The organism is Pelomonas aquatica, assembly GCF_026712205.1.
Taxonomy (GTDB): Bacteria; Pseudomonadota; Gammaproteobacteria; order Burkholderiales; family Burkholderiaceae_C; genus Pelomonas; species Pelomonas aquatica.
In genome coordinates, this window is sequence record NZ_JAPPUW010000048.1 from 1 (window position 1) to 3088 (window position 3088).

The 3088-nt window shown below is 63.0% G+C and carries 3 protein-coding genes, 1 pseudogene and 1 other annotated feature; of the genes and pseudogenes, 3 read left to right on the top strand and 1 reads right to left on the bottom strand.

Translation table 11 applies throughout. The annotated features are described in order from the left end of the window. Positions 1-109, bottom strand: a sequence feature (AL1L pseudoknot). This feature is flagged as partial in the annotation. Next, positions 1-387: pseudogene (locus tag NYP07_RS23810) on the bottom strand (transposase); the annotation flags it as partial. Its footprint overlaps the feature before it by 109 nt. 9 nt (positions 388-396) lie before the next feature. Between NYP07_RS23810 and NYP07_RS23815 the strand changes: the two are divergent. The 3 genes from NYP07_RS23815 (at position 397) to NYP07_RS23825 (ending at position 3085) form a co-directional block, all read left to right on the top strand. Further along, positions 397-1602 (top strand): alkaline phosphatase family protein, encoded by a 1206-nt coding sequence (locus NYP07_RS23815; protein ID WP_268154690.1) that lies wholly within the window; start codon positions 397-399, stop codon positions 1600-1602. Between the two features lie 417 nt (positions 1603-2019). Then, on the top strand, positions 2020-2544 hold the full coding sequence (locus NYP07_RS23820) for a winged helix-turn-helix domain-containing protein (protein WP_268154692.1): 525 nt from the start codon (positions 2020-2022) through the stop codon (positions 2542-2544). Continuing rightward, a complete protein-coding gene (locus tag NYP07_RS23825; RefSeq protein WP_268154694.1) occupies positions 2429-3085 on the top strand; it encodes an IS630 family transposase in 657 nt (218 codons plus the stop codon). Before NYP07_RS23820 ends, NYP07_RS23825 begins: the two co-directional genes overlap by 116 nt. Positions 3086-3088: the final 3 nt, after the last annotated feature.

Genomic DNA, 3088 nt, shown 5'->3' on the forward strand with positions numbered 1-3088 from the left:
CCTGCAGCGCCTTGCAGATCAGCTCGACCCCGTAGTGCTCGCGCTGCGCGTCGATGAAGCGCCTCACTTCTTGATGTGGCGGTCGAGCTCCGCCTTGGCGAAAAACGCGCTGGCCAGCTTGAGAATCTCGTTGGTCTGGCGCAGCTCGCGCACCTCGCGCTCCAGCTCACGGATGCGCTGCTGCTCGGCGGTGGTGGGCCCGGCGCGCAGGCCCTCGTCACGCTCAGCCTGGCGAACCCAGCGCCGCAGCGTCTCGGCCGTGCAGCCGATCTTGGCCGAGATGGACTCGATGGCCGCCCACTGCGACTCGTACTGGCCTTGCGACTCCAGCACCATGCGCACCGAGCGCTCGACAACTTCCGGGGAAAACTTCGGGGACTTCCTCATCATGGCTCCATGTTCTCAAACGAAGGAGCCTCCTCGGAAGCCGGGGCGATTCAGTATTTGGTTCAGGTGCGCCTCGATGGAGATGCATCACATCTGACGGCTCATGCAGGCCGAGCCCTAGGCGCTCTGCTGACCGGAGAGCGCGTTGAAGGTCTTCGCATCGTCGGGCAACTGCTCGCCGCCGCAGACACCCACTTGGTGCTTGTTGCGGAGGGCTACATGTTCGCGACGCACCCGACCGTCTACACCGAGACCGATGTCGAGGCGCTGTACCGCATCTTCCGCTCGGAGAATCGGATAGTTCTTCGATGCGCGTCGCACATTACGTTGGAAGTCTCGCGGCGCGACAAGGCCTTGGCAATCGACCTCCTCAGCAGTGCGAACATCGACCTGGCGATGCGATCGGGGCGAGACTTCTTCATGTGGCTCGCGCATGAAGAGACGATCCCATTCGCTCTCATCCGAGATGACCAACTGCGTCGACTGATCGACGGACTCCGTAGCACCCCACGCCTCGATGATCACTGGGTCAATGCCTTCCTCAAGAAGGCTATGCAGCGAGCGCCCGGGACCGTACTTGAGCTCGCAAAGGCACGCATCGACGCTTCTATCGCAAGCGACGACTGGTCGATACAGCCGCTCGGTAGCGTATTCCGCGATAGTGATGCGCTCGACTTGCTCGCGCTTCCCGACGGGGTGACGCAGTTGCGTGACCTCCTCGAATGGGCGCTGGGCCGTATCGGCGACTACAAGTTCAGCTATCGCTTCGCAGAGATGCTGCAGTCGCTGTGCAGCCCCTACGACGCGACTTGCGTGGCGACCATCGAAGACTGGCTGATCGCAGGCGGGACTGCGGATCACTTCAAGGTTGTTACCGCCATCGTTCGGGATGCGGGGGCCGGATTCGTCTTCGACAACGAAAGATTCATCGCGCGATCACTGGGCGCGGCGCGTGCTGTCGGCCGCAAGGTGTTCAAGGACCTCTCTTCTGCGATCTTCGCTACTTCGGTGGGCGGTCTTCGCTCGGGTTCTCCCGGGCAACCCTTCGAAGCCGATCTGAGGCTCAAAGACCTTGCTGAAAAGCGCCTCGCACGCATCACGCGTGCCGATCCGACCTACGACCTGTATGCCGACATCAAGGGTCATGCAACACAGGATATCGAGCGACAGCTCGCAGACGGACGCCGCATGGACGAGGAAGACGCGGATGCCTAAGAACAGCGGAAGCGCTTCATTCGTTGCACCGTAGCTGCGTCAGTCGATGCTGCCGTAGAGCACGGTCGCGCGATTCGGCGTACTTGGCTCCAGCAGCGTGTCCCTCCCGGCCGACTATCCCACCGCAGACCCGGCGCAGCAATCGAGTGCGCCGTTCGACATCGCGAAGGTCGGCTTAGTGGTTGGCGCCGACGTTGACGACGCGAGTGTCGAGAAACCGCACCCAGCCTGAAGCTCCAACCGCCCAAGCGTCACGCAGCGAACTCCAAAACTGCGGCCGGCAGTAAGCCGCGCTACATGGCGCCAGCCTTGGAGCAGTTGAAGCTGCGCTTGCATTTCGGAGGACCACCGCCTGATACCAATTCGCGTTCAATATATTAGATACAATTTCCATCCACGCAACATCCGGAGGCGTGGATGAAGAGTCTGATCGTCAGCGACAAGGCCACCATCAGCCGACTGGCCGAGCGGCTCAAGCACGCGGAGTCGCACGCGCAATACCAGCGCATCCAATGCGTTCTCATCCGAGCCACCCTGGGCTCCAGCGCGGTGGAGATTGCGCAACTGCTGGGCTGGTCCACGGCCACAGTGCATGTCATTCACTCGCGCTGGGCCAAGGAAGGTGATGCCGTCTTCGAGCTGCGCGGCCGCGGCGGGCGCCACCACCAATACCTGAGCCTGGAGCAGGAGCAGGCGTTACTGGCTCCATTTGTGGCGCGCGCCCAGGGTGGCGGCGTGCTCACGGTGACGGAGATTCAACAGGCCTACGAACAGCACACGGGGCGGCAGGTGGCGCCCTCCACGGTGTACCGACTGCTGGATCGCCATGGCTGGCGCAAGATCGTGCCGCGTCCCCAACACTCGAAGGCGGACGTTGCGGCGCAGGCCGCTTTTAAAAAAACTGCGCCGAGCGGTACGCCACGAGGTCGCGCGCCAGGCTGAGCGCGGCCGCGCCGTGCGGCTGATGTTTCAGGACGAAGGGCGCTTCGGCCTGTTGGGCTCGCCGCGGCGCTGCTGGGCCCCGCGCGGCACCCGCCCCACGGTCGGTGCGCGCCTGGAGCGCAAGTACATCTATGCGTTCGGCGCCGTCAGCCCGCACGACGGCGTGCTGGACAGCTTGGTACTGCCTTGGGTCAACGCCGAGACCATGTCGCTATTCCTGGCCGAGGTGGCCCGGCGCCACGCCGACGAGTTCGTCTTCATGGTGATGGATCAGGCCGGCTGGCATATCGCTGGTGAGCTGATCGTGCCCGAGAACATGCGCCTGATGTTCCTGCCACCCTACAGCCCCGAGCTCAATCCAGCCGAACACCTCTGGGAGGCGCTACGCGAGCAGTGCTTCGCCAACCATGTCTTCCGCAACCTGGACGCCGTCCAGGACACCCTCGCTGCCGGGCTCGTCCAACTGGAAGCGGATCCCATCCGAACCCAGTCCATGACTGGATTCAAATGGATAACTTCTATACGTTTGAACGCGAGTTAGTAT

What these genes read in the sequence shown, in the direction of transcription:
- NYP07_RS23815 (WP_268154690.1), top strand. Translation starts at nt 397, where the DNA reads ATGTTCTCAAACGAAGGAGCCTCCTCGGAAGCCGGGGCGATTCAGTAT.
- NYP07_RS23820 (WP_268154692.1), top strand. Translation starts at nt 2,020, where the DNA reads ATGAAGAGTCTGATCGTCAGCGACAAGGCCACCATCAGCCGACTGGCC.
- NYP07_RS23825 (WP_268154694.1), top strand. Translation starts at nt 2,429, where the DNA reads ATGGCTGGCGCAAGATCGTGCCGCGTCCCCAACACTCGAAGGCGGACG.